The sequence below is a fragment of the Pseudomonas sp. HD6422 genome (assembly GCF_025377065.1).
Classification (GTDB): Bacteria; Pseudomonadota; Gammaproteobacteria; order Pseudomonadales; family Pseudomonadaceae; genus Aquipseudomonas; species Aquipseudomonas putida_U.
On sequence record NZ_JAHWIW010000006.1, the window covers coordinates 99,587 to 124,090 of the forward strand.

Annotated in this window: 22 protein-coding genes; 4 read left to right on the top strand and 18 right to left on the bottom strand. The window is 64.0% G+C overall.

The genetic code is table 11. From position 1 onward, the window contains the following. The first annotated feature begins 76 nt into the window (after window positions 1-76). Window positions 77-352, top strand: a complete 276-nt coding sequence (locus KY379_RS05930) for an HU family DNA-binding protein (protein WP_261239434.1) — start codon at window positions 77-79, stop codon at window positions 350-352. 21 nt (window positions 353-373) lie between these two features. Here KY379_RS05930 and KY379_RS05935 read toward each other — a convergent pair whose 3' ends face one another. The 16 genes from KY379_RS05935 to KY379_RS06010 are packed head-to-tail and all read right to left on the bottom strand — an operon-like array spanning window position 374 to window position 16,414. Further along, complete coding sequence (locus KY379_RS05935; RefSeq protein WP_261239433.1) at window positions 374-1,144, bottom strand: ChbG/HpnK family deacetylase; 771 nt, start codon at window positions 1,142-1,144, stop codon at window positions 374-376. Further along, window positions 1,116-2,276, bottom strand: coding sequence for a GNAT family N-acetyltransferase (locus KY379_RS05940; RefSeq protein WP_261239432.1), 1,161 nt, complete (start codon window positions 2,274-2,276; stop codon window positions 1,116-1,118). The genes KY379_RS05935 and KY379_RS05940 overlap by 29 nt, the downstream gene beginning before the upstream one ends. A 3-nt stretch (window positions 2,277-2,279) precedes the next feature. Beyond that, complete coding sequence (locus KY379_RS05945; RefSeq protein ID WP_133324084.1) at window positions 2,280-2,969, bottom strand: GNAT family N-acetyltransferase; 690 nt, start codon at window positions 2,967-2,969, stop codon at window positions 2,280-2,282. After that, complete coding sequence (locus KY379_RS05950) at window positions 2,957-3,103, bottom strand: hypothetical protein (protein ID WP_165976024.1); 147 nt, start codon at window positions 3,101-3,103, stop codon at window positions 2,957-2,959. The genes KY379_RS05945 and KY379_RS05950 overlap by 13 nt, the downstream gene beginning before the upstream one ends. Next, window positions 3,103-4,407, bottom strand: coding sequence for a lipopolysaccharide biosynthesis protein (locus KY379_RS05955; RefSeq protein WP_261239431.1), 1,305 nt, complete (start codon window positions 4,405-4,407; stop codon window positions 3,103-3,105). The genes KY379_RS05950 and KY379_RS05955 overlap by 1 nt, the downstream gene beginning before the upstream one ends. Beyond that, window positions 4,404-5,414, bottom strand: a complete 1,011-nt coding sequence (locus KY379_RS05960; protein WP_133324082.1) for a polysaccharide deacetylase family protein — start codon at window positions 5,412-5,414, stop codon at window positions 4,404-4,406. The genes KY379_RS05955 and KY379_RS05960 overlap by 4 nt, the downstream gene beginning before the upstream one ends. A gap of 10 nt (window positions 5,415-5,424) precedes the next feature. After that, a complete protein-coding gene (locus KY379_RS05965) occupies window positions 5,425-6,561 on the bottom strand; it encodes a glycosyltransferase family 2 protein (protein WP_261239429.1) in 1,137 nt (378 codons plus the stop codon). After that, window positions 6,554-7,519 (bottom strand): glycosyltransferase, encoded by a 966-nt coding sequence (locus tag KY379_RS05970; protein ID WP_261239428.1) that lies wholly within the window; start codon window positions 7,517-7,519, stop codon window positions 6,554-6,556. Before KY379_RS05970 ends, KY379_RS05965 begins: the two co-directional genes overlap by 8 nt. Then, the gene (locus tag KY379_RS05975; protein WP_261239427.1) at window positions 7,516-8,886 is read right to left on the bottom strand and encodes an O-antigen ligase family protein; all 1,371 of its coding nucleotides are present in this window, start codon (window positions 8,884-8,886) and stop codon (window positions 7,516-7,518) included. The genes KY379_RS05970 and KY379_RS05975 overlap by 4 nt, the downstream gene beginning before the upstream one ends. Then, window positions 8,883-9,983, bottom strand: a complete 1,101-nt coding sequence (locus tag KY379_RS05980) for a glycosyltransferase family 4 protein (protein WP_230385259.1) — start codon at window positions 9,981-9,983, stop codon at window positions 8,883-8,885. Before KY379_RS05980 ends, KY379_RS05975 begins: the two co-directional genes overlap by 4 nt. After that, on the bottom strand, window positions 9,980-11,554 hold the full coding sequence (locus tag KY379_RS05985) for a GumC family protein (protein WP_261239426.1): 1,575 nt from the start codon (window positions 11,552-11,554) through the stop codon (window positions 9,980-9,982). Before KY379_RS05985 ends, KY379_RS05980 begins: the two co-directional genes overlap by 4 nt. A gap of 15 nt (window positions 11,555-11,569) precedes the next feature. Next, a complete protein-coding gene (locus KY379_RS05990) occupies window positions 11,570-12,589 on the bottom strand; it encodes a polysaccharide biosynthesis/export family protein (protein WP_133324077.1) in 1,020 nt (339 codons plus the stop codon). Window positions 12,590-12,608: 19 nt separating this feature from the next. Beyond that, window positions 12,609-13,256 carry a CpsD/CapB family tyrosine-protein kinase gene (locus KY379_RS05995; RefSeq protein ID WP_133324076.1) on the bottom strand — a complete coding sequence of 216 codons (648 nt, stop codon included), beginning with the start codon at window positions 13,254-13,256 and terminating at the stop codon, window positions 12,609-12,611. 1 nt (window position 13,257) lies between these two features. Beyond that, window positions 13,258-14,004 carry a sugar transferase gene (locus KY379_RS06000; RefSeq protein WP_133324075.1) on the bottom strand — a complete coding sequence of 249 codons (747 nt, stop codon included), beginning with the start codon at window positions 14,002-14,004 and terminating at the stop codon, window positions 13,258-13,260. Then, window positions 14,001-15,065, bottom strand: a complete 1,065-nt coding sequence (locus KY379_RS06005) for an NAD-dependent epimerase (RefSeq protein ID WP_133324074.1) — start codon at window positions 15,063-15,065, stop codon at window positions 14,001-14,003. Before KY379_RS06005 ends, KY379_RS06000 begins: the two co-directional genes overlap by 4 nt. Beyond that, the gene (locus tag KY379_RS06010) at window positions 15,062-16,414 is read right to left on the bottom strand and encodes a UDP-glucose dehydrogenase family protein (protein WP_133324073.1); all 1,353 of its coding nucleotides are present in this window, start codon (window positions 16,412-16,414) and stop codon (window positions 15,062-15,064) included. The genes KY379_RS06005 and KY379_RS06010 overlap by 4 nt, the downstream gene beginning before the upstream one ends. A 382-nt stretch (window positions 16,415-16,796) precedes the next feature. Between KY379_RS06010 and KY379_RS06015 the strand changes: the two genes are divergently transcribed. Beyond that, on the top strand, window positions 16,797-18,494 hold the full coding sequence (locus KY379_RS06015) for a sulfatase-like hydrolase/transferase (protein WP_261239472.1): 1,698 nt from the start codon (window positions 16,797-16,799) through the stop codon (window positions 18,492-18,494). Window positions 18,495-18,523: 29 nt separating this feature from the next. Here KY379_RS06015 and KY379_RS06020 read toward each other — a convergent pair whose 3' ends face one another. Further along, complete coding sequence (locus tag KY379_RS06020) at window positions 18,524-19,456, bottom strand: LysR substrate-binding domain-containing protein (protein WP_133324072.1); 933 nt, start codon at window positions 19,454-19,456, stop codon at window positions 18,524-18,526. A 145-nt stretch (window positions 19,457-19,601) separates the two neighbouring features. Here KY379_RS06020 and KY379_RS06025 point away from each other — a divergent pair, with 145 nt between their 5' ends. Together KY379_RS06025 and KY379_RS06030 are read left to right on the top strand one after the other, a co-directional pair. Then, window positions 19,602-20,978, top strand: a complete 1,377-nt coding sequence (locus tag KY379_RS06025; protein ID WP_261239425.1) for an L-serine ammonia-lyase — start codon at window positions 19,602-19,604, stop codon at window positions 20,976-20,978. 185 nt (window positions 20,979-21,163) lie between these two features. Continuing rightward, on the top strand, window positions 21,164-23,098 hold the full coding sequence (locus KY379_RS06030) for an acyltransferase family protein (protein ID WP_261239424.1): 1,935 nt from the start codon (window positions 21,164-21,166) through the stop codon (window positions 23,096-23,098). A gap of 106 nt (window positions 23,099-23,204) precedes the next feature. Here KY379_RS06030 and KY379_RS06035 read toward each other — a convergent pair whose 3' ends face one another. After that, window positions 23,205-24,500 carry an NAD(P)/FAD-dependent oxidoreductase gene (locus tag KY379_RS06035; protein ID WP_261239423.1) on the bottom strand — a complete coding sequence of 432 codons (1,296 nt, stop codon included), beginning with the start codon at window positions 24,498-24,500 and terminating at the stop codon, window positions 23,205-23,207. Between the last annotated feature and the right edge of the window lie 4 nt (window positions 24,501-24,504).

Sequence of the window (24,504 nt, forward strand, 5' to 3'; positions counted from 1 at the left end):
GGCAGCGCCTGAAATGCAAGCTGCGTCGGCATTCGCGTGTAATGCCGGGTTCTTTCCAATGACACAGGACAGCCCGATGAACAAAAAAGAACTGATCGCCAGCGTCGCCAAAGCCGCCAACCTCGAACAGAGCAAGACCCGACGCGTGCTCGATGAGCTGCTCGAACGCATCACCGAGGCCCTGGAGAGCGGCAAACCCGTCACGTTGGTCAATTTCGGCTCGTTCAAGGTGCAGTCACGGGCGCCCCGGACCGGGCGTAACCCGCGCACCGGCGAAATGGTTCCGATTCCAGGGGCCCAGACAGCGAAGTTCACGGCCGGCAAAGGCCTGCGTAAGCGGGTAAATGCTTGACGCGGCCTGTGTCCGGGCGCGTCAAGCGGCATCCGGCACTGCCGCGTAGCTGATGCGTTTGACCTCACGCAAACTGTGCTCGATCAAAGCCTGCAACGACTCGCCTGACTCCAGGTAGGCATCGCCGAAGTCGCGACCGCCCAGTGCGCTGGGGTGGGCCACTACTTCCAGCACCCCGGTTGCCGGCGCCAGGCCGTCCTTGAGGTCGGCTGGCGTGCAGACATAGTCTGCCGTGGCACCGCTGAGCTGACGCAGGCGCAGGTTCAGCAGCGTCTTGAACGCGCGTTTCAACGGGCCGATGTTGTGTCCCAGGTTGCGCGCCAGGCGCACCGGTACGCCTTGCTCGCGGGCAAAGCGCGCGACCACCTCGCCGATGGGCCAGATGTTGTGCACATGCTGGTGGGAATCGAGGTGGCTGGGCAGTACACCGTGATCGAGGCATCGCTGCCATTGGGCGCGCAGCTCTTGCTCGACGGCTGCGCGTTCGCGGCGCGTCAGGCGCAAGGTCCTGCGCTTGATGCGCAGGTCGAACTCTCCATGGGGGGCACAAAAGCGCGGCTCGGCGAGGATCGCCTGGCTCAGTGGGCGGCCGTAGGTCAGGTTGAAATGCAGGCCAATGCGGCCCTTGAGCGTCGGTTGATGGGCCAGCACACAGGCCGCGGCGAAGGCTGGCATGTTGGCCATGACGGTGGCCGAACTGATCAGCCCTGCCTGGAACGCATGCAGGATCACCGCATTGGTATGGGCACTGAGGCCAAAATCGTCAGCGTTGACTATGACCTGGGATGGCATTCGGGCTCTCCTGTTGGGAATCTGGGGCATCGTTGTGGCGGGCGCTCGTGTTCTTGTCCCGGCGTGACCTCAGCCATCGCCAGGCGCGCAGGGCGTATCCCAGCAGCATGCCGTCGGGGCGCCAGCTGTAGCAGCTCAAGCGCCATTGTTCGATGCAACCTGTCATGCGTTCATGCAGTTGGTGACTGGAGTTGGCCAGGCTCACCCGTGAGGCGTCGACCCAGTCCCAGCCTTGCTCCAGCCCCCAATGGATGTATTCTTCGAGCAGCACCCGGCCACTGCCGAGGTCGCGATGTTCCGGGACGAAGGCGAGGTTGTAGTCGTAGACCCGGCCACGTTCGAGCAGGCCCAGGCGATAGCTGATGCAACGCCCGTCGAGCTCCAGCAGTACTGCACATACCAGGCCCTCGGCGGCCAGGGCCGTGAAGCCCTGGTATATCCACTGGCGGTGCTGAGCGCCGGAGAAGATGCCGACTTCGTCATCCCCTTTCCAGCTCAGCGCTTCGACCGCGCTGACCGCATCGAGCAGTGCCTGGATAGTGTCCGCCGTGGCCAGGACTCGTCGTATCCGGGCACCGCAGGCGTTGATCCGCTTGCGGGCGCGCCGCAGTTTGTAGCGAGGATCGCCGCTGACCTCCTGATGATCGGCCTCACTGATACGGTGCACGGGTACTTGGCAGGTCAGGCGCCGTTCGAAGGTCGAACTTTGCCCGGCCCACTCGCGTAGCCAGTCTTCGCCTGCGACGGGCACCTCGCTCAGTTGCATCAGCGCATGCGGCAGGCGTTGACGGATCGCGGCGAGGACCCGACCGGCGTGGATGGTGGGCAAATCGATGAGCAGGGCGATACGGTCGGCCAGAGGGTAGCCCAGGTGACGCACCACCGGTGCATGCAGCGGACCGAACGGCTCCCGGGCACGCACCAGCGGCAGGCACAGGCACAGACGCTCACCTTGGTAGCCCAGCAGCACCTGCAGCTGTTGCTCTGGTCCCAGGGCAGCCTCGGCGGCCCGCAGCCAGCCCAGGTGGTTGAACGGAGTGCTGCCGGGCAGGCGCTGGCGCAGCGCCTCGTAGTCGGCAGCAGGGAAGTCAGGGGTGCGCAGTGAGGCGCACCAGCTCAAGCGCAAGGCCATGGGTCAGGAAGCTGCAGCCGGGGCCGTTTCCGCTGCGGGCTTGCGCAGCGGCTCCAGACGCGACTCGGTATAGCGGCTTTCGCGGAAGAACTTCCAGCGGCCGAACAGGCAATAGACGTTCATGATGCGTCCCTGCTCCTGATAGCCCATGCGCAGGTGCAGCTTGAGCGCCGGGATATTGTGTTGCTCGCAGACATCCACCACCTTGGTGCAACCTTGGTCGGCCATGGCTTTCCACAAAGCCAACTGCAGGTCCACCGACAGCTCGGTGCCCCAATATTTGCGGGTCAGTTCGCCGCCGAATTCGAAGAACTCGCCTGGGCCCACCGGGAACCAGCATCCATAGAAATGCCGGTCGTGATAATGCCGGGCGCTGCCCCAGATGAACGCCACCACATCGCCGGCGTCGTCGAGGAACATCAGCCCGGTGTAGCCTTCGGCGGCCAGTTCGCGCATGGTTTCGACGCGGTCGCCGAAGTAGCGCGCGAAGGCCCTGACGTTGTTCACCGTGATCGGCTCGATGCGCAAGGGTGGATAGGGTTTGAGCCGGTGCGGCGGGACCGGGCTGACCAGGTCACGCTCCATCCACACCAGTTCCCAGTGATAGAACACGAAGCGCTTGTACGCTGCGCTGAGGGTATTGCGCAGTCCTTTGCGCTTGATACGGTCCTGGAGCTTGCTCAATACACGCATGGTGCCTCCTGTTTACGGCAGGTCGCGGTGCGTCCGCAGACGCGTTCCATGGCCGGGGCGCGTTGCATGCCCTGCTGGGGGCCGAGCAAGGTCTCGGCCCTGGGCGGGTGCGCCGGGGTGGTGGGTCGGTTCATCACGCCGGTCTCCGCTGCAGCATCTGGCGCAGGGGGGCGAAATCGCTGGGCAGGATGATCAAGGTCTGGCTCAGAGCGACGCCGCTGAGCCGGCAATAGAGCACCAGCATCGCCACGGTGACGGCGAGATAGGCGATCGACGAAGCCAGCGCGGCGCCGACGATGCCCAAGGTGGGAATCAGCAGTACGTTGAGCAACAGGTTCAGAGCGGCACCTGCACCCATCATCAATGACACCGTGCCGGGGCGATTCTTGCCCAGCAGGTCGAGCCGCAGGATGCTGGCGTAGCACAGCCCGAGCAGGCCGGGCAGCAGGGCCAAAAGGGCAGGGTAGGCAGGTTGGTAGGCCGCGCCGAACAACGTCACGATCAGCCATTGGCCGATCAACGCCATGCCCAGGCAGGCGCCGAGCATCACTGTGGCGGTCAAGCGCAAGGCCAGCGGGGTGAGCTTGTCCATGCCCGCGTCCTGCTGCAGCAGGCGTTTCATCAACGGAGTGGTGACGGCTTCGGGCACGATCAACAGCAGTTCTGCGGCGGCGCTGGCCATGGCGTAATGGCCCAGGGCGGTACTGCCGAGCAGAGCACCGATGAACAAGTAGTCCGAGCGCAGGATCAGCTGCTGGAACAGCAGGTCCGGGTGGCTCTTGGCGCTGTAGCTGAGCAGCTCGCGCTGGCCGCTGCGGTCCCACTTCAACCCCAGTCCGTGTGAGCGGCGCAGCCACCACAGGCCCAGCACCAGGACCAGGCCGATGCCTGCCAGCCAGCTGATCAAAGCGGCTTCCAAGGCCTGTTCGCGCCACATCCAGAACAATCCGAGAAACAGCAGCAGCGGGGCCAGCGACTCGCTCAGGCGCAAGGCGTTGAAGGCGCCGACGCCACCGCTGGCGTTGTGCAGGGTCAGCAGGCCACTCTTGAGCACGGTCATCGGCACCGCCAACAGCAACAGCCAGGCCAGCAGGCCGAGTTGCACGGTCACTTCCAGGTCCGCGCCGAAGGTGCGCACCAGCCACACACAGGCCAGCGTCAGAACGCCGGCCAGCAGGCAGCCATACACCAGGACCTGAGTCAGCAGCAGACCCATATCGCGCTGTTTGGCTGCCTGGTAGCCGACAGCACTGTTCAGGCCGCCGCTGGTGGCGGCGCTGATCAGGTCGGGCAGGGTGCTCAGCAGGGCGAACAGGCCGCGTTCGCTGGGGCCGAGTATGCGCGCCAGGAGCACATTGCGCAGCAGGCGCAAGGCGATCATGGCGAGCTTCGTGCCCATGCTCAGCACCAGGTGGCGCAGGTAGCTGTCGCGGCTCATGTGCGGGCTCCTCGGCTCATGCGCCAGGCCAGCAGCATTGGCCGACTGGCATTGCGCTGGCTGACGCCGATGCGCGGCAGCGCCAGGGGGTCGTCATGGCCCCGGCAGATACCGGGCCGGGTGCTCAGGGCGAATGGGTAGCGGTGCGCGGCGACGCGGGCCCGGACCCGCTCATCGTGGTCCCCGTTGGGATAGCAGTACACCGGCAGCGGGTCGCGGCAACCTGCCTGCAGGGCTGCCTGGCTGCGCTGCAGCTCCTCGTCCAGGCGGTGGTCGTCCAGTTGCGGCAGCAGGGCATGACTGGCACCGTGCGGGCCGAAACGCACCAGGCCGGAATTCTCCAACTCGCGCACATGTTGCCAATCCATGGCCTGGGGCATGGACTCCGCTGGGCAAGCGTCGGTCAGCAACTGCAAGGCCGGCTGGCTCAGGCTCTTGAGACTTTGCAGGTAGTGCGCCAGCGCATGGCTGCGCGCCTGCGGCCGCTCGGTCATGAAATAGGCGGCCGGCAGCGGCCTGCCCAACCTGTGCAACTGCTCGGTCAGGTGTTTGCGCGGGCCCTCTCCATGGCTGCCCCACAGGGTTTCGCCGACGCTTTCCCACCAGAACCGTTGGCGGCTGCCGATGAAGTCGGTGGACAGGAAGATGCTCGCCGGGACCTGGTGCTTGCGCAGCAGCGGGAAGGCGTTGAGCGCGTTGTCGCGCCAGCCGTCGTCGAACGTCAGGGCGACCTTGGGACGGCCGTCCCGACGTGGTGCGGCGTGGTCGTCGAGCAGGTCCATCAGTCCGACGCAGTCGAAATGTCTGGGTAGCCAGCGCAGCAGGCCCTCGAAAGCCTTGGGCCCGACGCACAGTTCGTTACGGTGGGGCAAAGCGGCGCTGGCGTCGTCGGCCAGCACGCGGTGCAGCATCAGGATCACCCCCGCGCCACGCAGTTCGGCACGGCCTTTGGGCGACTTGAAATACAGCCACCCGCTGGCTTGCTTGATTCGGGTCTTTATCGGCATGGGCGGCTGCTCATCGGTTCTGGTCCGGGTTCCATTGGCTGTAGCCCTGTCCGCGCAGGAACTGCCACAAGCCGACGCACATCCCGGCCAGGGTCACCAGGACGAAGGCTGCCAGGCGAAAGGGCTTTGGCAGGCGATGGCGCACGTCGAGCAGGCCGGCAATGGCGACGGCGTAGCCCAGCAACTGTGCGGCGAGGGTCAGGCGATACAGGCCGGGCTCGGCGGCCAGCCACAGGTTGGCCAGCAGCAGCGGCAGCAACAGGACCGGCGCCAGTCGGCGGATCAGCTTGTGGCTGATCAAGGCGATGGCATACAGGCCATGGCGCAGCGGATTGAGCAGCTCGCGGCGTGCGGCCAGGCTTTGCAGGCCGCCGACGGTGACCCGCTGACGTCGACGAAACTGCTTGTCGGCTTCATCGACGCCCTGGTCCATCACCACGGCCTCGGGGACATAGACGATGCGCTTGCCGGCTGCCGGGGCACAGGTGCTGATGAAGAAGTCGTCATTGACCCGGGGCGGAATGGCTTGGTACAGCTCCCGGCGCAGAGCCAGCAGGGCACCGTCGGCCGAGACCATGCAGCCGGTGCGGTTCTCGACCTTGCGTAACCAAGCTTCATAGTGCCGGTAGAGGCTGTCGCCCAAGCTCAGACCCTTGCCAGGGTTGGGGATGATCATGTGCCCTGCAGTGCCGCCGACCCGGGGATCGGCAAAAGGCGCCAGGAGCAGGCCGAGGGTGTCGCCTGCCCACTGGTTGTCAGCGTCGGTGAACACCAGGATATCGCCGCGGCAGACACTGACCGCCGTGTTCAGTACGGCGGTCTTGCCCAGGCGCGGCAGGTCCAGGACCTGCACCCGAGGGTCGCGCACGCCGCGTGCCAGTTCCACCGTGCGGTCGCTGGAGCCATCGCTGGCGACGATCACCTGCAGCTCGGCACTCTGGTAGTCCTGGTCCAGCACGCTGCGCAGCTTGTGCTCGATATGACGCGCTTCGTTGTGCGCGGCGATCACCACGCTGATGCGCTGTGGTGGCAGTGGCGGCGGGAGGTGCCGGCGAAACACCGGAGCTGCCAGGGTCAGCAGCACGGGGTAGCCGACCCAGGCATACAGAGGGAGCAGCAGGCACAGCCAGAAAATGATCTCAGCCACGGGCGGGCCTCCTTGCAGTGCGGTTGAACAGGCTGAGTACGAAGGCTGCCCCGGCCAGATGCAGGCGCAACCAGTGCAGGCCCCACAATTGCAGGCTCAGCAGCGGCTCACGATGCTTCAGGCTCTGACGCAGCGCCAAGCCGAGGGCAGGCAGGGCGCTGATCAGCAGGAACCCCAAGGCCAGGTGGGCGAAGCCATCGAGCAGGGCTGACAGCGCCAGGAAATCGAGTGCCCAGGCCACCAGCGACAGCAGCGGGAAACGCAGCAGACGCAGGCTCACGCCGTGGCTGCGCAGCAATTGCAGATGACTGCCTTGGCGCCACATTTCCTTGCCCAGCCATTCGCTCCAGGAGCCTTCGAAGCCCCAGTGCAGCACCACCGGCTGGCGCAGAACGCGCAAGCGCGCACCGGCCTGGCTCAGGCGCAGGGTGAAGTCCTTGTCCTCGCCGGTACGCAGGCGTTCGTCGAACCCCCCGACCTGCTCGAACCAATGGCGGCGCATCAATAGGTTGGGAGTCGGCAGCCAGGTGCAGTCCTGCACCGTTTGTCCGGTGCGCAGGGTACGGCGTTGCCAGGCATGGGCGAACCAGGGTGCCTGCCGCGGGGTGTCGCAGTCGAGGGCGAAGACATCGCCTTCACCGCGGCGTTGCAGGTCGAGCAACAGGCTCAGCCAGTTGCCAGGGACTTCGATGTCGGCATCGAGAAACGCCAGCCAGTCGCCTGAACAGGCTTGGGCGCCATGGTTGCGCAGGGCGCCGATACTCACACCGGGCAGGCTCAGCAGTGTGGCACCGTGCTCAAGGGCTATCTGCGGGCCGTTGTCGCGGGAACCGTTGTCGACCACTACCAGTTCGCAGCCGACCCCGGCAAAGCCGGCGGCGCGGCGGGCGGCATCGAGGGTGCGGCCAATATGCTGGGCCTCGTTGAACATGGGAATGACGATGCTCACCAGGTTCATCGAGCTACCTCCTTACCCCTGGGTTCCTGGGCCTGGCGCACGACCACGCTCGACAGCGCCAGCATCAGCCACAGGTACTTGTGCGCCGGGACGCTGAGGAACATCAGGAACAAACCGATGGCCAGCATGCTCATGGTCAAATGGGTCATAAGGTCGGCGTTGTCCCGATCACCGCTGGCGCGCAAGGTGGCGCGTGCGTGCCAGAAGTTGCGCACGGCCAGGACGATCATGCCGACGAACAACAATCCGGCCGGTATCCCTTGTTCGGTGAACACTTCCAGGTAGGTGTTATGGGCCCGTCGGTAGAGATCGGTGGTCTTCGCGCGGAAACCGGCGAACGCCTTGGAGAACCCGGTTTGCGCATAGTGCAGGGGGAAGGTGCCTGGCCCTGTACCGAGCACAGGGCTGTGGCTCAGCATTTCCTTGCCCACCACCAGGTAGGACGAGCGTCGACCCAGGGATTCGTCCTTGTGGGCGTTCACGCCGGCTTTGAGTTGAACCAGGGTCTGGATGCGCTCGATGTAGCCGGCAGGCATCACTGCGGCGCCCAGCGGCAGCACAATGGCCAGGCCGAGCATGGCGAAGCCGAGGTGACGCGGGCGAATGTGCGTCAGCTGCTCGCGATAGTTGTACAGCACGATGCCAGCGCTGATCAGCAGCACGATCAGACCCGAACGTGATTCGGTCTTGGTCATGCCGGCCAGCAACAGCAGGCAGCAGGCGATCCACAACAGGCGCAGCGCCAGGGGGCGGGTCTTGATCGCCAGCCACAGGGCGAGGGGCAGGGCGATGGTCACCAGCAGGGCGAAGGCGTTGGGGTCGAGCATGGCCGAGGCGCGGCCCTGCTCCTGGTAATGGGTGGAGAACAGCGCGAACAGGCAGATCACGCACACGCTGAGGGTTACCAGCCGCGCCAGCATCGGCAGGTTGAGGTCGCGCCCGGCCAACAGGGTGATGATGAACACCACCAGGCCCACCAGCAGTTCGCGCAAGTGGCCGACCGACAGTTGCAGGTTGTCGCTGGTCCACAGGCTCAGCAGATAGAGCGCCATGAACGGAACCAACAGCCGCCAGTGGCTACTGCGCAGGCGCTCGACCGGCAGTTGGCGGATGGCCAGTTGCAGGCTGAGGATCAGCACCAGGCCGATGCCGACCAGCTTGGCGGCCGACAGCAGGCTGTCCTTGAGCAGACCCTCCAACGGCACCAGGGTGGCGATCGCCAGCAAACCCCAGGCCGGCTTGCGGTACAGCACCAGGGCCCCGGCCAGGCCCAGCACCCCGGCCGGTGCCAGATAAGGATAGGGGCTGGCCAGCAGCCCCAGACATAGCAGGCCGACCAGGCCCACCAGCGACAGGGGGATGATCATGCGACAACCTCCTCGGGCGTGCCCCGGTATACCTGCGCCCAGCGCTGCGCCAGGGTCGGCAGGTGGTAGTGTTCGCGTTGTGTCTGACGGGCACTGGCCACCAGTTCTGCAGCCTGGGCCGGGTCTTCGAGCAGCGCGCGCAGGTGTTCGCCCAGTTCGTCCACCGCCAAGGGCGCGGCCAGCAATCCGCTGCGGCCATGCTCGATGACGTCAGGGATACCGCCCACGCCGAAGGCCACCACCGGCACGCCGTCCTGCATGGCTTCGAGCAGGATCATCGGCGTGCCTTCGGTTCGCGAGCTGATCACCAGGGCGTCGAGGCGTGTCATCCACGGCCGCATATCACGCTGGAAGCCGGGCAGGGTGATGCGGCCTGCGAGGCCGGCGGCTTCGATACGGGCCTGCAGCACATCGCGCTCCGGACCTTCGCCGAGCATCACGGCGTGGGCCTGGGGGTAGCGCTGGCACAAGGGGATCAACGCGTCGAGAAACAGGTCCGGGCCCTTTTCATGACTCAGGCGCCCGACGTAGGCCGCCAGCCAGGTACCGCCTGGCTGGCCCCAGTGCCGCTCATCGAAGGCATAGGGCGATGCCGGCAAGCCGTTGGGAATGACGTGCAGCTTGCGCGCCGGCACGCGTGCGTCGCGGTGAATGCGGGCAATGCTCTCGGCTACGCAGACGACCTGTCCGATGGTTGGCGTGCGGCACAGTTGCAAGCTCAACCAGGTGTAGAAGTGTTGCTTGCGGCTGCGTGGGGTGAATCCATGCTGGGTGGCGATCATCGGCACGCGCAACAGGCTCGCCGCCAGCCAGCCGTAAACCAGTCCCTTGAAGTTGTGGCTGTTGAGTAGCACGCCCTCGGCGCGCAGCCGGCGCAGATGCGCCAGCAACTCGCCAAGGTCCGCGCAGGCGTGGCAGTCCACCCCCGCTTCACGGAAACGGGCCACCAGCTCGGCCGGGGCATCGAGGAACAGCACCCGGTGCCGGCCTGGCGTGGCCAGGCAATGGTCCAGGAGCATGCGCTCGGCACCGTAGAACCCGCCGCTGCTGAGCAGGTGCAGGATCGGCCGGGCGCAGCCCTGCACGGCGGCGTTCAATTGCGCACCCAGTGCACCAGCCGCGGCAGAGTCCAGGCCTTGTGCGGGTTGGGCAGGGCCGGGGTCTGGTCGTTGATCACCAACAGCACGGGCAGGTCGAGCTGGTGGGTGATCTGCGCCGGATGCTTGAAGCGGCGGTCGAAGAACTCACGCACGTAGACGATGGCGATCGCCAGCAGCAGACCGGTCACCAGGCCGAACGGGATGATCAGGCCAGGCTTGGGGAACGCGGCTGCAGTTGGCTCGTAGGGCGCGCTGAGGATCCGTGCGTTGGACTGACTGCCGTCGAGCAGACCCTGGCCACGGCTCTCTTCGTAGCGTTGGGCATAGGTGGAGAAGGCTTTGTGCAGCGCCTCGATCTCGGTATCCAGCTGCCGGGTCTTGCTCTGGGTTTCACGCAGTTGGTGGATGCGGTCCTTGTACTCGGCGATGCGCTGGGTCTTCTGATCGATCACCTGCTGAGTCACAGCCAAGTCCTGTTGGCGTTCGCGGATGCGGTTGCCGACGATCTTGAGGAACTGGCCACGCAGCTTGGCGATCTGTTCGCGGGCCATCAGCATCTGCTCGGAGCCTGGCTGGAACACGGTCAGGTCGGCGTTGTAGCGTGCGGTCTGGGTGGTCAGTTGCTCGCCGAGCTGCTTGATCTCGCGGTCTTCGAAGGCGACGTTGTCGACGGTGGTGGTGAAGGTGTAGGGGAAGGCGTAGTCCAGCATCTTGGCTTTGCTGGCAGCGGCCAGGTTGGTCTGCAGGTAGTCGAGCCATTGGCTGTTCTGCAGTTGGCGATCGCGTTGCAGGTTGAGCGCTTGCTCCTCGGTGTTGATGGCGTTGAGGCGGAAAGTGATCTCTTCCTTGGGGTCGGACGAGCCAATGGCCGTGAGCAGACCCAGGCGCTGGCTTTCCAGGTCGCCGAGGCGCGCCTGGTAGTGCAGTTTTTTCTGCTCGTAGAACGCTTCGGGCAGTTCGTTGGACTGCAGGTCCTGGCGGTTTTTCAGGAAGTTGTCCAGCAGGCGGGCGACGAACAGCGTTCCGAGCTTGGGATCCTCGGCGCTGTACATCACCGAGATGACGTTCGATCCAGGCAGGGTCTCGACCGTGAGGTTCTTGACTGCCTGCTCGGTCAGCACGTCCAGCTCGGTGTCGCGGCTTTCCTCCGGCTTGCTGGCGAACAGACGCTCGACCGGCGCGACCACGGCATTGTGCAGCGGCGTGAAGAGCGTGCGCTGCAGCAGGCCGGGCTCGGTTTGATAGTGACCTTCCTTGCGCAACTGGTTGATGGTTTCACGGATCAACGTGGGCGAGCGCAGGATATTGCTCTCGGTCTCCATGTCGGCCAGCGATGGCGGGATGAACTGGTCGGCCTCCTGGGCCAGCGCCGAGCTGGTATCGCTTTGCGAGAGCTTCTTGGACTGTACGATGACCTCGGCGGTGACGTCGTAGCTCTGCTTGAGCAGCAACGGCAACAGCACCGCGATCACGGCGAAGGCCAGGAACACCCGCTTCACCAACTGGCGGTTGGCGAAGAAGATGCGGAAGAACTCGTGCACGTAGTTTTCTTTCGGTTGCGTGATCATGCCGGGCTCCCCCTGTCAGTTGTCGCTGTCTTTGTCGTCGACGCGGTAGCTGAAGCTGAAGCCCCAGCCCTGGAACAGCACGACATCGGCCAACTGCCGGGACAGCTCGGCGGCGCTGGCAAGTGTGGTCTTGGGTACGTACAGCATGTCTTCGGGCTGCAGGTAAGCGAGGTTCTGGCTACCGCCTGCCAAGGCCTTGTCGACGTCATAGTTCACGGCATGCACGGTGTTGCCCTCCCGGCGCATGATCACCACCGAGCCGAGCTTGGCCTTGAGGGTCGGGCCGCGGGCCAGGGTCAACGCCTCGAGTACCGAGACCGGACGGCGGATCGGGAAGGCGCCGGGCTGGCCGACTTCGCCGAGCACGTAGATCTCGTTGCCTGCGGTGGACTTGAGCAACACGTCGACGGTCATGCGCCCCGGCAGGCTGGCGTAGCGTTCATTGAGGTAGTCACGCAACTGGTTGACCGTCATGCCTTGCAGCGGCACGGAGCCGATCTCCGGGAAGGTCGCGCGGCCGTCGCTGCCCACCGTGATGTCCCGGCTCATGCCGGTGCCGGGGTGGGTGAGGGTGTTCTTGAGTTGCACCTCGCTGGTCATCGGGCTGAGTACCCGTACGGTGACCTGGTCGCGGTTGTTCTGGAACACCCGTTTGTTACGGTAGGCCTCACGGATCGCCGTCTCGGCGTCGGCAGTGGTCAAACCCTCGACCCGTACCGCCGAGTTGGTGCTGGGCAGGGTGATGGTGCCGTCGGGCTGCACCAACTGACTGCCGTTGAGGCCGCTGGCGGCCATGAAGTTGAGGTCGACGGTGTCGCCGGACTGGATACGGTATACCCCTGACGAGCTGTTGGGGATGTGGAAGATCACTTCCAGCACGTCCTGTGGGCGCAGTACCTGTTCGCGCTTGGCGACCTCGGTGGCCTGGCTTTCGGCCGCCGGGGCGGTGAGGATCTGTACCGGCATCTCGCGGGTCTGCTGGCTGGCGCAGCCGCCCAAGGCAAGCAGGCACAAGGCAATCGATGGGTATCTCATGGTCTTCTCCTGTATCGGCCTAGAGGTTGTCGTACAGCCACTTGGGCATGTAGTACTTGCGCTTGTTGAACACGCTGCCGATCAGCCGCGCACCGGCCTGGGTCAGGCGTTGGGCGGCGGCCTGGGCCACTTCCCAGCGGGTTTCTTCGGCGCACACCACCAGGATCACGCCATCGACCAGCGAACCGATCACCAGGCTGTCGGCACTGGCGTACACCGCCTCGCCGTCGATCACGACGAAGCGGTAGTGGTCACCGAGCTGCTGCAGCAGAATGCGCAGGCGTTCCGGGTCGAGCCGCTCGCGCCCTCTGCGGAAGATGCCGCCGGGCAGGATGTCGAACGGCTGGTCAGCCAGGCGCACGATGCAGTCCTGGGCCAGTGGCGGGGTGTCCTGGTCGAACAGCAGGTCGGTGAACCCGCGCAGCTTGCCCAGGCCCAATTGCTGACTGAGGCTGGCGCCGCTGTTGCTGCTGTCGATCAACAACACGCTGCCCGCGCTCATCATCGCCAACTGATTGGCGAAGACCAGGCTGCTGGTGCTGGTGCCGCTGCCGGTATTGGCCGCGGTCAGCAGCAAAGTGCGCTGGTCGAGGTCGAGGACAGTGGCGGTGAGGTTGGTCTCGCTCGGGGTGGCGACACTCAGGCTTCTCGAAGTAGAACCGTCCATCTCAACTTGCTCCGTGGCCAGTGAAGACTTTGAACGGAGTCTTGAGCAGGATCTTCAGATCCAGCACGGGGCTCTGTTCGTTGATGTAGCTCAGGTCGAGCTCGACGCGTTGGTCGAAGTCGATGTTGCTGCGCCCGGAGATCTGCCAGAGGCCGGTCATGCCGGGATGGATCGACAACCGCGCGAGGTGGTTGTCCTTGTAGCGGTAGGCGTTGAACGAGGTGGGGCGGGGGCCGACCAGGCGCATGTCGCCGGTGACCACATTGATCAGGTTGGGCAGCTCGTCCAGGCTGCTGCGGCGCAGCCAACTGCCCACCGAGGTGATGCGTGGATCCTTGTCGATCTTGAAGTCGATGGCGTCGGCGCCGTGCTTGTTCAGGTGGCGGACCGAGTCTTTCAGCGCTTCGGCGTTGGCGACCATGGTGCGAAACTTGAACATGCCGAACACGCGGCCGCGGTAGCCGGTGCGTTTCTGCACGAAGAACACCGGGCCTTCGCTGGAACCCTTGATCAGTGCAGCGAGCACGAGGAAGACCGGCGACAGCAGCAGTAGCAGGACAAGCGCCGCGAAGCACGACAACACCCGGTTGGTGCGCGACAGGGTCCAAGGCCGGCCACCGATGCGGCCGGTTAACCAGCCGCGGCCTTGCATGTGGATGGCAGCATCGATGCGCTGCCGATGCGCTGGGTCCATCCGTTTATCCTGGTACAGCGCCTGCAGTTGCGCGCTTCTGGGTTGTCCCGTCATACCGCCCTCCGTTGATCCGACTGCTCGCCTGCGCGGTTGGCCTGGGGGCCATTGGGCGAGTAGTAGTCTTGAAACCAGGCGACGAACCGCCTGAGCCCTTCATCCAGTGAAATACGTGGGGTAAAGCCGGTGACCTGGTCCAGGGTGGTGGCATCGGCGCAGGTCGCCAGTACATCGCCCGGTTGCAGAGGCAGCAGCTCGATCACGGCATCGCGCTGCAGGTGTTTTTCCAACAGCGCCAGGTAGTCGAGCAGTTCAACCGGTCGCTGTCCGCCGATATTGAACAGGCGCCAGGGTGCATGACTGGTGGACGGGTCCGGCTGCATCGCGTCCCAGTTCGAGTTGGCGCTCGGTGGGTGGGGCAACAGGCGTACCAGGCTCTCGACGATGTCATCGATGTAGGTGAAATCGCGCTGATGGCGACCGTAGTTGAACAGTTGGATCGCACGCCCCTGGCTGATCGCCCTGGCGAATTGCATCGGCGACATGTCCGGGCGCCCCCAGGGGCCGTAGACGGTGAAGAAGCGCAGGCCGCTGCACGGCACGCCGAACAAGTGGCTGTAGCTGTGGGCCATGGCCTCGTTGGCCTTCTTGGTCGCGGCGTACAAGGACAGGGGGTGGTCTACGGCGTCCTGGACTCGGTACGGGGTGCGCTGGTTGGCGCCGTATACAGAGCTGGACGAGGCGTACAGCAGGTGCTGTACCGGATGACGCCGACAGCCCTCGAGAATGTTGAGAAAGCCCGCAAGGTTGCTGTCGATATAGGCCTGGGGGTTCTGCAACGAATAACGCACGCCAGCCTGGGCGGCCAGGTGCACCACCACATCGGGGCGCTCCAGGGCGAACAGCCGGGCCACGCCGTCGCGGTCGCCCAGGTCCAGGTGATGCACCGCCAGGTCGCCGGCCTGTTCGCGGACCCAGCGCACCCGGTCATGTTTGAGGCTGGGGTCGTAATAGTCGTTGTAATTGTCCAGCCCCAGCACCTGATGGCCATCACCCAGCAGCCGCAGGCAGGTATGGGCACCGATGAAGCCGGCTGCGCCGGTGACCAGCACCTTCATGGCGCGCTGACCTGGGGCGTGACTTGGCGCAGGCCGATGCCACTGTAGAGCAGGCCATGGGCCGCCACCTGCTCGGGATTGTAGAGGTTGCGTCCGTCGATGATGACCCGCTCGCGCAACTTGCTGGCCAGCAGGGTGAAGTCGACCACCCGGAAGTTCTTCCACTCGGTGCAGATCACCAGGGCGTCGGCGTCCTGCAGGGTATCGTCACGGGTGGCGCACAGCTGCAGGTCGTCGCGGTAGCCGTAGAGGCGCCGGCATTCGTCCATCGCTTCCGGGTCGTAGGCACGTACCGTGGCACCTTCGGCCCAGAGCGCTTCCATCAGGTAGCGACTGGGTGCTTCGCGCATGTCGTCGGTGTTCGGTTTGAACGCCAGGCCCCACAGGGCGATCGACTTGCCGGCCAATTGACCGCCCAGGCGTTGCTTGAGCTTGGTGAAAGGCACCTGACGCTGTTGATCGTTGACGTCGTTGACGCTCTGCAACAGGCGCAGCGGCATGCCGCTGTGCGCGGCGGTATGCAGCAGAGCCTTGATGTCCTTGGGGAAACAGGAGCCGCCGAAGCCGCAGCCGGGGTAGATGAAGTGGTAGCCGATGCGCGGGTCGGAGCCGATGCCTTTGCGCACCGCTTCGATGTCGGCACCCAGGCGCTCGCTCAGGTTGGCCAGTTCGTTCATGAAGCTGATGCGCGTGGCGAGCATGGCATTGGCTGCGTACTTGGTCAGCTCGGCGCTGCGGTTGTCCATGAACATGAGCTTTTCATGGTTACGGCAGAACGGCGCGTAGAGTTCGGCGAGCTGGTCATGGGCCAGGGCATCGCGGGTGCCGACGATGATCCGGTCGGGTCGCATGCAGTCGGCGAGGGCGCTGCCTTCCTTGAGAAACTCCGGATTGGACACTACCCGCACCTGCAACTGCGCCTTGCCCAGTCGTTGCAACTCCTCCCGTGCCAGGGCCAGTACCTGGTCAGCGGTGCCGACCGGAACGGTGGACTTGATGATCAGGGTGCGGTCTTGCTCCATGAGTTCGGTGATCTGCCGAGTGACGCCCAGGACGTGGGAAAGGTCGGCCGAGCCGTCCTCGTCCGGTGGCGTGCCTACGGCGATGAAGATCAGTTCGGCATGGCTGACGGCATCGCTGGCTTGGGTGCTGAATGACAGACGCCCTTCGCGGATGTTGTCTTCGAGCATTTCCGACAGGCCTGGCTCGCTGATCGGCGGCACGCCCTGACGTAACTGGTTGATTTTGTGAGTATCAACGTCCACGCAGAGTACGCGGTGGCCTACGTCCGCCAACGCCGCCGCTTGTACCAGACCGACATAGCCGGTGCCAAAAACGCTCACGTCCATGCGCATCGCCTCGCTGGATGAGTAATGGGGATGAAACAGATGTGATTTGGGTATAGCTCAGCCTTTCGAAGTTGCGTCAAAGCAATGGCATGTTTCGTCTCATTTACAAGCGCTGAGCGATAGGGCGAAATGCCAGCAACCCGTTGTCAATCTGAGGGTTAGCGCTGAAAGCTAGTGGCAAATGGCCGAAGGAATAACCGATGAACGGCTGTAGGCCACGTAAAATGTGGCTTGTAGGTAATAGAGAGTGCCAAGGATGAGACACTGATGGCGCCAAATTCTGGCGTTGTGATATCGCCGGTAAATTGACATTTTCGACTTGTGGATTGTGTCTGGACTGCTACGGTTTGAGGAGAAATCGATGACCGTGAGGGTCCGGGACATGCGCGGCTGGGTAAAGATTCTGTCGGTGGTTGTGTATCTGGCCAGTTTCCAGGGGTATTACATCGAGCGCATCGAAGCTCTTGGCGTGGGCCTGCCGCTGCTGCTTTACCTGGGTGTATTCGCGGTTCTCGCGGCGGCGTTGCTGCTCGCTGCGTGGACGAGGCCGGCGCCGTTGCGCTGGGCGTTGGCGCTGGGATTTGCGCTGAGCGCCGTGTTCATCGACGCGTACACCCGCATTACCGACTCCTATATGACCTACAGCGCTTTCGTGTCCATGGTCTACGCTGGCGGTTTCGTACAGGAAGCCTTGCAGCAATACCACTACGCAATCGCCATGGCGCTGGCCAAGGCGCTGCTGTTGTTGTTGGGCCTTGGCCTGCGCCCAGGCCCTGCGCCCCGCTTGCTGCCAGCCTGGCTGCCGATTGCCGCGCCGGTGCTGGCACTGGCGCTGTTGGTGACCATCTTGTTCGTGCGCGCAGGCGAAGGCGCCCGGGGGCTGCCCGTGATGTACACACCGCTGGCCTACTTGAGCCTGATGGGTTACGAAACCTTGCATGCCAGTGTCGGTCCGCGCCAGCCGGTAAGCCTGCCGCGCACGACAGCTCCCCTGGCTCGCGACATCGTGCTGGTAATCGATGAAAGCATCGCTGGCAACTACCTGGACATCAACACCCCGGCCGGGGTGGGCAGCCACTTGAACCGACCACAGCCCGGCGTGGACATCGTCAATTTCGGCTATGCCGCCTCCATTGCCAACTGCAGCGCCGATACCAATGTCACGTTGCGCTACGGCGGCACCCGTGAGGATTACCTGCGCATCAACTCGACCCAGCCATCGATCTGGCAATATGCCAAGGCAGCGGGGCTAGGCACGGTCTATATCGACAGCCAGCGTACCGGTGGGTACCTGCAGAACCTGATGACCGAGGCGGAAAAGCGCGACATCGACCAATTCATCCAGTTCGACGACACCCCGGTGGTGCAACGCGACATGGCCGCGGTGGCGAGTCTGGTGGCGTTGCTGGCCGATGGCAAGCCGCAGCTGATCGTGATCAACAAGGTCGGCGCGCATTTCCCCGTGCATGACAAGTACCCCGACGATTTCATGACCTACCGGCCAGCGCTCCCCCGCGGGCGGTTTACCGACGTCACCGATATCGGCACCCGCGATGGGTTCGATGGCCGCCCCCAGGATTGGGTCTTGTATCGCAACAGTTACCGTAACAGCCTGCAATGGAACGTCGGCGAGTTCTTCCGGCGTCTGTTCGCTGCTGGTGACCTGAGCCAGGCAGTGGTGATCTACACCTCCGACCATGGGCAGGACCTGCATGAACGTGGCAACCCCGGGCTGAACACCCATTGCGACAGTGACCCTGTGCCGGAGGAAGGTTTGGTGCCGTTGCTGGTGATCCAGGGGCAAGGCCTCAAGACCCTGGACTGGCAGGCGCACCTGGCCCATAACCGCAATGCCTCCAGCCACTACAACATCTTCCCGACCTTGTTGCGCTTGATGGGCTACGACCGCACCGGGGTGGCAGCGGCCTATGGCAAGGCCCTGGATCAGGTGACCGACGATCCGTTCACCTTCAACGTGCGCTTCAATGCGCGTTTGGGGGCCAAGCCAGACTTCCGTCACATCGACCTGGGGCAGGTGGTGACCCCTGAGCCGGATCAGGGAGTGACGGCGGTGCGCTGACGTGTCATTGCCCGCCTTGGCGGCGATGTTCAGCCGCCATGCAGTGCCCGGAAACTGCTGGCCTCTTCAACCAGCCAGTCATGCACCGCCCGGGCACCCGGCTGGGTCAATCCGCCGGGTGAGTAGTGCAGCATGTAGCGCTTGTGGTTGGCGATGGGCACGCCGAACGGCACGATCAGCGCCCCGCGTTCCAACTCGTCGTTGAGCAGGGTTCGCCGGGCGATCGCCACACCGATGCCGGCGATGGCCGCTTCGATCGTCAGGTGGTTGCGGTTGAACGTGTGGCCCCGGCGGACGTCGAGCCCGTTGGCCCCGATGCCCTCCAGGTAGAACTCCCACTCGGCGTATTCCGAGCTGCCTCGCCAGGCGGTCATGTCGTGCAGCAACGGGTAATGCACCAGGTCCGCCGGACCATGTAGGGGCGGGCGGCCGCGGAGCAGGGCCGGCGAGCAGACTGGAAAGATCTGCTCATCCAGCAAGGGCGTCGACAACATGCCGGGGTAGCTGCCGTCGTTGAGGTCGATGGCCAGATCGAAATCTTCAGGATCCAGGGCTTGGGCGCTGTCTTCGGCCACCAGACGCAATTCGATATCCGGGTAGCGCTGCTGGAAGCGTGGCAGGCGCGGGGTCAGCCACTTGGCCAGGAACGAAGGGATCGAACGCAGGCGCAAGGTGCCGCGGATTTCGCCAGCGTCCAGGCGCAGCAACTCCGCCTCGATGCTGCCGTAGGCCTGGGTCACGGTCTGTGCCAGGCGCTGGCCTTCGGCACTCAGCTCCACGCCGCGTGGCCGGCGCAGGAACAATGGGTAGCCGAGGCGTTCTTCGAGTTGGCGCATTTGCTGGCTGACGGCACCGGGAGTGATATGCAGCTCCTCGGCGCAGCGGGTGAAGGACAAGTGCCGGGCAGCACAGGAAAACACGTGCAGCCAGACGAACATCTGGCCATTGAGTTGGCGTCGCATCGTTTAGCTCTGCTAATAGCTCGCTTAGGAAGTTTCGTTGGTCATTGCTGAAAGTGCGCGTCAGTATGGCGCCATTCGGCAATCCTGCCCAGATTTTCTACGGAATCGTCGCGGCCGAAAGTGGTCGACTCGATCAGGCATTAGTATGGCTATCAGTGTTTTTGATCTTTTCAAGATTGGCATCGGTCCTTCCAGTTCTCACACGGTGGGTCCGATGCGGGCTGCCGCGAGCTTTGCCCAGGCATTGCGTGAGCAGGATTTGTTGACCCAGGTTGGCCGCGTCGAAGTCTGTCTGTATGGCTCGTTGTCGGCTACCGGAGTCGGCCACGCGACCGACCGCGCCTGCCTGCTGGGGCTGATGGGGCAATGGCCGGACCGCATCGACCCTGCCAGCATCGATTCACGCATCGCCCAGGTGTTGCAGGAGCGCTGCCTGATCCTCGATGGTCGCCAGCCGGTGGTGTTCGATTATGACCGGGACATGCGCCTGCTCGGCGAAGACCTGCCGTACCACCCCAACGCCATGAGCCTGCACGCCTATCGCGGCGAGGTCTGCCTGTTCAGCCAGACCTACTACTCGATTGGTGGTGGCTTCATCGTCGAACAAGCCGAAATCGATAGCCCGCTGAACGACACGGCTGCAGTGCATCTGCCCTATGAATTCGCCAGTGGCGCCGAACTGCTGGCGCTGTGCAAGACCCACGGCCTGAGCGTGAGCCAGCTGATGCTGGCCAATGAGTGCGCCTGGCGCCCTGAGACCGAGGTGCGCGAGGGCCTGCTGCGCATCTGGGCGGCGATGAAGGAATGCGTGGTCAATGGCTTGCGCAACGAAGGCGTGTTGCCAGGTGGCTTGCAGGTCAAGCGACGTGCCGCGCGGCTGCACCGCAGCTTGCAGGAACTGGGCAAGCCCAACGTGATCGGCTCGACCCTGAGCGCCATGGAGTGGGTCAATTTGTATGCCCTGGCGGTCAATGAAGAAAACGCCGCCGGCGGGCGCATGGTCACCGCGCCGACCAATGGCGCTGCCGGCATCATCCCGGCAGTGCTGCATTACTACATGAAGTTCAATCCGCAGGCCTGCGACGACGATGTGGTGACCTTCCTGCTCGCGGCAGCGGCGGTGGGCATTCTGTGCAAGAAGAATGCGTCGATCTCCGGCGCCGAGGTCGGTTGCCAGGGGGAGGTGGGGTCGGCCTGCTCGATGGCCGCGGCGGGCCTGGCCGAGGTGTTGGGTGCGTCCCCGGCGCAATTGGAAAACGCCGCGGAAATCGCCCTGGAGCATAACCTGGGGTTGACCTGCGATCCTGTGGGCGGTCTGGTCCAGGTGCCGTGCATCGAGCGCAATGCGATCGCAGCGGTCAAGGCGATCAATGCGGTGCAAATGGCCCTGCGCGGCGATGGCGAACACTTCATTTCGCTCGACAGGGTCATTCGCACGATGCGTGATACCGGCGCGGACATGCATGCCAACTACAAGGAAACCTCCAGAGGCGGGCTGGCGGTCGCGTTCGTCGAGTGCTGAAGGGACGCCGAAGGGCGCCGCGCTATGTGGGTAGCCAATTTAATGGCGCCACTCGTGCTTCCTCTTCACAATGAATTGCCGGTCGTCGGTTTATTGACTTGCGCACTTGGCGCTTCTTTCTCATGAACGCTACACCTATAGGTGGCACATTGCCTTGACCGCCGTTCAGACGAAGGATTCGACCCATGCGCCAGGACAGTTATCGTTCGGATATCGATGGGTTGCGTGCCATCGCGGTGCTCGCGGTGTTCCTGCATCACCTGAGTCCTGGCTGGCTGCCTGGCGGTTTCATCGGGGTCGACATTTTTTTCGTCATCTCGGGCTACCTGATCACTTCGCAGGTCTTCCAGGAGCTGCGTGAAGGCAGTTTCTCGCTCAAACGTTTCTATCAGCGCCGGATCAATCGCATCGTGCCGGCGCTGTTCACGGTGCTGCTGGCCTGCGTGCTGGTGGGCAGCGTGCTGCTGTCGCCGGTCGACCTGATTCGTCTTTACCACAATGCCTTGTACGCTCTGCTGGGTGTTTCGAACCTGTTCATCTGGCTCAAGTACGGTAACTACTTTGCTGCCGATGCCAGTGAAGCGCCGCTGTTACACACCTGGTCTCTGGGTGTCGAGGAGCAGTTCTACCTGCTCTGGCCGCTGATGGTGCTGCTGGTGTACCGCTTCGCGCCGCGTTACCTGCTGTGGTTGCTGGGCGTCGGCGTGGTTCTGGCGGTCGGCTTTTCCGAGTACGCCACCGGTATTTTCGCCACCGCTGCCTATTACCTGCTGCCAACCCGGTTCTTCGAGTTGATGCTCGGTGGCTGGTTGGCGATCTGGCACGTGCAACATCGGCCAAAGGTCGGGGCAGGGCAGTCCCTCGCGTGCACGGTATCGGGCTACCTGGCGATCGCCGCGCCACTGTGGATGTTGAATGAGCAGTCGACCTTTCCAGGCTTCAACGCCCTGTGGCCGTGCCTGGGCACTTTGCTGCTGATCCAGGCGGGCAGTGGTGGCGGTCGCTCGCCGTTGCTGGCCAGTCGGCCCATGGTGTTCATCGGCCTGGTGTCGTATTCGCTGTACCTGTGGCATTGGCCGCTGATCGCCTATTTGAACTACCTGGAAGTGCCGATGAGCGTGGGCCTGGCGCTGCTGGTGATGGCGCTGGCGTTGCTGCTGGCTTGGTTGTCCTGGCGTTACGTGGAAAAGCCGTTTCGCCGTTCGGGTGTGCAGCTATCGTTCCCGCGGGTGGTTGTGCGGCGATTCGCCCTGCCGGTGCTGGGGCTAGCCGTGCTGGCGGGCGTTGGACAGTGGCTCGATGGCTTTCCCCAGCGGTTCAGTCCGCAAGTCCTGGCTCTGGAGGCCATGACGCTGGACAAACCGGCACAGAACCGGCGCGGCTGTCATGTGCCCAACGCCCTGTATCGCACCGAGCCGAATACCGACTGCCGCCTGGGCGCGAAAAAGGCGGACCTGGACGGGATCATGGTCGGTGACTCGTTCGCCAATCACTTCACCGGCATGGTCGACCTGTTGGCCAAGCGCGATAACATCAGCCTGATGGACTACACGCTGGACTCCTGTCCTCCGATCCTCGGTTACCGCGAGCGCATGCCGGCGGTGTACGCCGACCACTGCGCGTTGCGTAACCAGCGGGTATTCGAACTGATCGAACGCAACCGCTACCCCTACGTAGTCTTGGCCGGCAACTGGCCGCCAGACGAAGCGTCCGGAAGGTTGGTCGAGGCCAGCCTGGAGAAGGCGGTGGCAGCCAGCGGTGAGGTTATCGTCATCCTTGATAACCCCATGATCGAGAAGGGGGCGACCTGTCCGATCCGCCAGTTGATGTTCGGCTTGACCGATGCCTGCGCGGTGGCACAGCGCAGCCGGCCGCAATATTGGGGGCATGTCAAAGCGCGCTTCACGAATATCCGTTTCATCGACCCTGACCAGGTGATCTGCCAAGCAGGCCAGTGCTCTCCGATGATCGACGGCAAGCTGCTGTATCTGGACCCTGCGCACCTCAATGCGGTCGGCTCGCGCTTCATCGGACAGACCTTACTGGCGCGGGGCTATTCGCTGCTCAAGGATCCTGAAGAAAAGACCATTGAGAACAAGGGGTTGAAGGCGGCTCTTTAACCGATCTGGAAGCACCGTTGGAAGTTAAGGTAAATTATTAAGTTATCCGTAAAAACATATTAGAAACAGTAATTTACAAATCGTTTCTAATGTTATTTATTGGTTGTCAGCTCAGCATTTCCCTCATTCGATACCACAGCATTCCAAGCGCCAGCAGCGGTGAGCGCAACGCTTTGCCGCCGGGGAACGTCAGATGCGGTACCGCACTGAACACGTCCAGGCCCTGACTCTGGCCAACGGCGATCGCTTCGGCCAGCAGTTTTGCCGTCCAGTGTGTGACATTCAGGCCGTGCCCTGAATAGCCTTGGGCGTAGTACACGTTGGGATGCTGGCGCAAGCGCCCGACCTGGGGGAAGCGGTTGGCGGTGATGCCGATCATTCCACCCCACTGGTAGTCGATGCGCACCTCGGCCAGCTGTGGGAACACCTTGAGTACCTTGGGCCGCATGTACGCGGCGATGTCCTTCGGGTCTCGGCCCGAATAGTGGCAGGCGCCGCCGAACAGCAGGCGGCGGTCGGCGGTGAGGCGGTAGTAGTCCAGGCCGACCTTCTGATCGCACAGGGCCATGTTGCGCGGAATCAGCGAATCGGCGAGGGCTTCGGGCAATGGTTCGGTGGCCACCACATAACTGCCAGCGGGGAGCACCTTGCCGCTCAGGCGCGGCTCCAGTTCCTCGAGATGGGCGTTGCAGCCCAGTACCAGGCTCTGCGCACGCACCTTGCCGAGCGCCGTATGCAGCGTCACGCTGGACCCGTGGTCGATGCGCAGCACCGGACTCTGCTCGAAAATACGCACGCCCAAGCTTTGCGCTATGCGTGCTTCACCCTGTACCAGGTCCAGCGGATGCAGATGGCCTGAGCCCATGTCCACCAGGCCTCCGGCATAGAGGTCGCTGGCGACCACTTCGTGCACACGGTCGGCGGGGAGCAGTTGGGTTTCATGGCGATAGCCCATGTCCGCCAACGCCTCCTGCTCGGCGCGCAGCGCCTCGAATTGTGTGGGCGTGTTGGCCAGCTCGCAAAAGCCCCAGCGCAGGTCGCAGGCGATGTCGTACTGGGCGATGCGCCGAGCGACCAAGGCCACCGATTCGATACCGGCCTGCTGCAGGTACGCCACACCGTCTTGCCCGACATGCCGGGCGAAGCCGCTGACGTCGTGACCGATGCCGCGGATCAACTGCCCGCCGTTGCGTCCGCTGGCACCCCAGCCGATACGCCGGCCTTCGAGCAGAACCACCGACAGTCCACGCTCGGCCAGCTCCAGTGCCGCATTGACCCCGGTGAGGCCACCGCCGACCACGCACACGTCGGCCGTCAGCTCACTGTCCAAGCGGGGGTAGGAGGAAGCGTCACGCGCGCTGGCGGCATAGTAGGACGCAGTGTGTTGGGTGGCATGGGGCATGGTG